Source organism: Desmonostoc vinosum (assembly GCF_059505385.1).
In genome coordinates, this window is record NZ_JCACKM010000265.1 from 1 (window position 1) to 5,347 (window position 5,347).

Here is a 5,347-nt window from a genome sequence, read left to right on the forward strand (position 1 = left end):
TTAGCGCAGCGTTAGCGAGCTTGCGAGCGTCACCCGAAGGGGGACACGGAGAAAGATTTCGGAACGAAAAAATAGGTTTTTTCAGACTGAATATGAAAAACCTACCCTTGAAAGGGCAGGGGGAAAGAATAAATAATTACGAATTACGCGCTTCGTAGCGTAAAGCCTGCAGCATAGCTTCGCTTAGAGCGAGTCATCTCCCAAGGGGAGACGCCAAAGGCGAACGAGCGTCATTACGAATTACGTTAGCGTAGCGTTAGCGACACAGGAGCGTCGCGTCATTACGAATTACGAATTACCCAGTCCCCATTCCCCCATCCAAATGTCCGAGTTTGTGGCAGTCTGAAAGAAGGAAAACACTTTTGATGGTACGAGCAAAGTTAATCAGACGCTCATGGCTACCTTATTTATAACAGTGCAACGCTGGTGGAGAAAAGCCTTCTGGACGCCAACCACAGACGAAATTACCATTTTTGATAACACTTCGCTCACACACAAAGATTGGCTGGTTGCTAGGTGTCGGTTTTTGTGGCAAAGGTTGTATCTTTGGTTATGGTTGGCCCTCATATGTCTCGTAACTTTTACTGTGCGGGATATTTATGACTTTTTTTATCCTTTAAGGGAATTGGAGGATCTACCACAGGTACTGAGAACCCAAGGACTTATTATCAACCTTGCTGTACTGTTGATTATACTTATCTGCTTTGCACTACACAAAACTAAATTAGGTCGTCATCACCCAGAAATATTATTCTTAGGGTCATCTTGGTCAATTAGTTTAGCATCACAGTTATTTGCTACTCTCAAAGGTTTCGCACTCCCTGACACTATGGGGTGGACGCTACTGTTTTTGAGCCAAGCCACACTCATGCCAGTTCGTTGGGGTTTTCACTTTTTGTCGCAAATTGGTATACTAATATACTATTTTGGCGTCAACACAATACTTGGGCTGCAAACACCACTACCTGAACATCCAGAAATATATAATGTGACGTTTATTTTATATATTTTTTGGATTTGTGCTACATGTGACTTTGGTGTTTACTTATACGATCGCCTGCAACGCTCTAATTTTTACGCCCGTAAAGAACTTGAATCTGCTTACCAAAAACTAGAAGTTACAGAAGCTAAATATCGCAGTATCTTTGAAAATGCTGTTGAAGGAATATTTCAAAGCACTCCCAACGGACGCTACCTAACAGTAAATCCTGCTTTAGCGCGTATTTATGGCTATGCTTCACCAGACGAAATGATCGCTAGCCTCACTGACATTGAACGCCAGTTATATCTTGATCCCAACCGACGTGCAGAATTTATACGTTTGATTGCTGAATATGGCAGTGTTAGTGGTTTTAAGTCTCAGGTTTATCGCCGCGATGGTAGCATTGTCTGGATTTCAGAAAATGCATATGCAGTTCGTAATGCACAGGGCAAGTTAATTTATTACGAAGGGCTAATCGAAGACATTACAAAACGCAAGCAAGCTGAAGAAGCGCTTCAGGAACAGTTTGACTTTTTACAAGTACTAATTGATACAATACCTACACCAGTTTTTTATAAAAATGTTGAGGGTTTATATCTAGGCTGTAACACAGCCTTTGAGATTTCGCTAGGTTTTAGTAAACAGCAGATTTTAGGTAAATCTGATTATGAGATAGCTCCTTCGGAGCTTGCCGATCAATATCATCAAGCAGACATGGCATTGTTTGAGCAACAGCAAGTTCAAAGTTATGAAAGTTCTGTTGTTTTTGGCGATCGCACCAAGCATAATGTCATATTTTATAAAGCCACTTTCTCGAAAGCCGATGGTTCCCTGGGGGGATTGGTGGGAGTCATTCTAGACATTAGTGAACGCAAGCGTACAGAGGCAGCATTGCGAGTATTTGTTCATGCAGTTTCTCATGATTTACGTAACCCAGTCCTTGGTACTTTAATGGTGCTAAAGAATTTGCTTTTACGCACAGAGGACACAATATCAGTTTCACGCTTGATTATCGAGCGCATGATTCAAAGCAGCGATCGCCAACTTAACTTGATTAATTCGTTGATGGAAGCGCATATCAGCGAAACACAAGGAGTGGTTTTGCAGCGTCAACCTCTAGCATTGTATACGGTAGTAGCAGCTGCGATCGCTGATCTAGAACCATTACTGCTACAGAATCAAGTAACCTTGACAAATCTAGTCACAGCAGATTTACCACTTGTAAATGCAGATCCAACACAACTTTGGCGAGTTTTTTCTAATTTAATTGTCAACGCTGTCAAACATAATACCTCTGGTTTGCTTTTGACAATTAACGCTACCTATGAGCAGGACAAGATTTACTGCACCGTCAGTGATAATGGTGTAGGCATCAATCCTCAACAGAGTGAACGACTTTTTGACCTTTACTACCGGGGTAGTGACATCCGTAATTCTGTAAGTTTAGGATTGGGTTTGTATTTATGTAAACAAATTATCAATGCTCATGGTGGCGAAATCGGCGTACTTAGAGGATTGGATACAGGAGTAACATTCTGGTTTACATTACCTGCTGTCTTGAGAATGAGGAGTGGAGAGTAGAGATAGTAGGGATTAAGGAAGAGATATTTTGACTATTTCACTATTTATTTATGGAAATTTCCCTGTTCTCTACTAAAAATTTGCATTATTGTGCAAATACTCTAAATATTAGTTTTTGAAAGTATTGTAATTACAATAATTTCTTAAATTTTATAAACTTATTGCTTTAGAGATACTCTTGAAAAAAAGACAAAATTATACAAAGTTAGGAAACATACTGAGCAGTACTGAAGATAATAGAGATACTTGATGTAGTTAAAACATGAAAGCTTAAGTTCAACCTGAAAATCTGGATTTTCACTTGTAAGCGCTCTTGCTAGTTTGCAAATATCTAGCTAATTAATCGCTCATAATCTATAAAACATCTGTGACTAAATTTACTGAATCTACAACAACAGGTAAAAAATTTGCTACCCAGCAAATAACTGTCAGCCTCACATTAGATGAAGCTCAAAGTCTTGATAATTATTGTCAGCAAACTGGTAAAGCAGCAATAGATGTGATTCAGGAACTTATTCGTAAGTTGCCTGTAGCCTAAATTTTCATATTTGGCGTTGCCGAGTAAAAGTATGAATTACCATGCAAATATTTCAACGAAAAAGCTAAGTGGAAGTTTTCTGCAATAGCTTTTCCTAGAGATGCTGTGTGAACTCCAACGCCAAGGCAAAAAGAAGTTTGAGAGATTAAATTTAAATTATTATATTTCAGTCTTAGGAAAGATTTATTTTAGATTCATCACAATATAGTTATTAATTGTTAACAAGTTCCATGGGTTTAAGTCCCCCGGTTCTATAATCGGCAAGTTTTGTGTTGGGGTCAAATCCCCATTACAAAACTTAATTACGTTAGCGCAGCGGTAGCGAGTCCGCGAGCGTCATTACGAATTACGAATTATTTAATCAAGCCTCTTTCAGAAGAGATGTCAAGGTAAGTAATTAATGATACATAAATATACTGATAATATTACTCAAGAGTTCTTGTCACAAGAAAGACAACAATCAGAGTATTCTCAAAAAATAATTCAGGAAACTCCACTACCTATTACGCCTCAAGCAGACCCATTAATTGCACGCGGGTTACAAAAAGAGCAGTATGTTGCCATCATCGGATTGGCAATCGCTTTAGTTGCAACTGTGGGATTTTTTAGTCGCAGAGTTGAATATGCAATTACCTTGGCGATCGCTCTTAGCGCTATTTTAATAGCTTTCTTTTTATTAATATAGACAAACACTTTAAATAGACTTATACTCCGCTTTTTTAATGCAAAATCTTAAGTAGTGGCGTGGCAAGGCTAAAATAGTGTAATAGAAAATGACCAAAATAGGGTGAGCCAATGGGAAGAGGTCGTAGTGGGAAAGTGCTTTTGAATACAGAACAAAGGCAGAAACTAGAAGCGATTAGTCATAATGGTTATGCCTCAGCCAAGAAAATATTGCACGCACAAGTGCTATTGATGTGCGATGAAGGTGAGGGTGCAACGAAAAAATGGACAGATGAACAAATCAGTTTAGCCTTAAAGCTGCATCGTAATACGGTAGGAAGAATTAGGAAAAGATTTCTCGAGCTTGGAGAAGAACCAGCCCTAAATCGGAGTCAACGATTAACACCACCAGTGCCAAGTAAAGTTGATGGTTATATTGAAGCTCAAATCATCGCATTGTGTTGTTCTGAACCCCCCGCAGGACAAGCCCATTGGAGTCTGAGACTCTTAACCAAAGAAATTCAAAAAAGAAACATCATCACAGAAATTTCCAGAGAAACAGTCAGAAGCATATTAAAAAAAATAAATTACGCCCGTGGAAAACATAAAGGTTTTGTATCCCGGAACGCGACTTAGCCATTTGCGTTGCCCAAGCCAAATGGAAGTAGTTTTAGACCTTTACAGTCAAGAGCATAGTGTTCAGAACCTCTGATTTGTATGGCTGAAGCGGCTCTAGAGTTGCAAGACCAACATTTAAGGCTAGACACGCTAGTAGGGTACATTATGGCTTTAGCCTAATGCAATGCTATGTATATACCCTATGCCATTTCACATATTATTCTGGTGTTGAATTTTTAGAGAATATCGAGATAAAACTGCTTTCATTTTTAAGTTTGTAAACTGAATAATCGCTTCTATCAGCTTTCGCTGTTCTGGTTGCAAATTTATTGTTTCTAAAGCTTGATTGATGTTCTCACCAGAGCGTAACTTGTGAATAAGTTCAGTACGTTGGGATGAGTCTAAAGTTGCGGCAATTTCTCTATTTCTACGTTGATGTACAGCTTGTATTTGTTGCCGCTGTTGTGGAGTCAGATCAGTGTTTGAGGATGAGCTAAAGTAGTCTACAGTTTTATTGGATTGAGCAAAAATTGTACTAGAATTAACATGATGGAATTTCTCTGGCGATGCTAAAGCAATTCCAGGTAAAAAGAAAATAAAAACAATAATATTCGCTAAGATAAACAGCCTCTTGGTGAAATTAATAGTCATTTTGAGAAAATCCTCAATTGAATCCAAGAAATAAGATATCAGATAGGCTACCTCCTTATGTTTAACTGAATCAATTCGGGCATTAAAGACAGCCACCCACTCATAGCTGGGGTTTATACCTAACCTTGGGAAATAATGATTCTTTCGCGTCACTTGCGGGCGTAAAGCCCATAGCATAGCTTTGCTGAGAGCGCGACAGAACGAAGTTCGGTTTTAAACCTCACTTCTTTTCATCAATTTTAAAGTGAAACGGCATAACACCATGTCCGGCTAATCACTTATCATAAAAATTTCTCCCTTGTCCCCCTTCGGGT

General features: G+C 38.9%; 4 protein-coding genes and 1 pseudogene. 4 read left to right on the forward strand and 1 reads right to left on the reverse strand.

All coding sequences use genetic code 11. The features are described 5' to 3' along the window. The first annotated feature begins 394 nt into the window (after positions 1 to 394). From AC5JMF_RS28610 to AC5JMF_RS28625, 4 genes and pseudogenes are all read left to right on the forward strand, one after another. Entirely contained in the window at positions 395 to 2,563 is a 2,169-nt protein-coding gene (locus AC5JMF_RS28610) for a sensor histidine kinase (RefSeq protein ID WP_495799093.1), read from the forward strand. A gap of 367 nt (positions 2,564 to 2,930) precedes the next feature. After that, positions 2,931 to 3,101 (forward strand): CopG family transcriptional regulator, encoded by a 171-nt coding sequence (locus AC5JMF_RS28615; protein WP_495799094.1) that lies wholly within the window; start codon positions 2,931 to 2,933, stop codon positions 3,099 to 3,101. A 400-nt stretch (positions 3,102 to 3,501) separates the two neighbouring features. Next, on the forward strand, positions 3,502 to 3,786 hold the full coding sequence (locus AC5JMF_RS28620; RefSeq protein WP_495799095.1) for a hypothetical protein: 285 nt from the start codon (positions 3,502 to 3,504) through the stop codon (positions 3,784 to 3,786). A 110-nt stretch (positions 3,787 to 3,896) separates the two neighbouring features. Next, positions 3,897 to 4,505, forward strand: a pseudogene (locus AC5JMF_RS28625) (helix-turn-helix domain-containing protein); the annotation flags it as partial. Positions 4,506 to 4,592: 87 nt separating this feature from the next. Here AC5JMF_RS28625 and AC5JMF_RS28630 read toward each other — a convergent pair. Continuing rightward, complete coding sequence (locus tag AC5JMF_RS28630) at positions 4,593 to 5,033, reverse strand: hypothetical protein (RefSeq protein ID WP_495799096.1); 441 nt, start codon at positions 5,031 to 5,033, stop codon at positions 4,593 to 4,595. Positions 5,034 to 5,347: the final 314 nt, after the last annotated feature.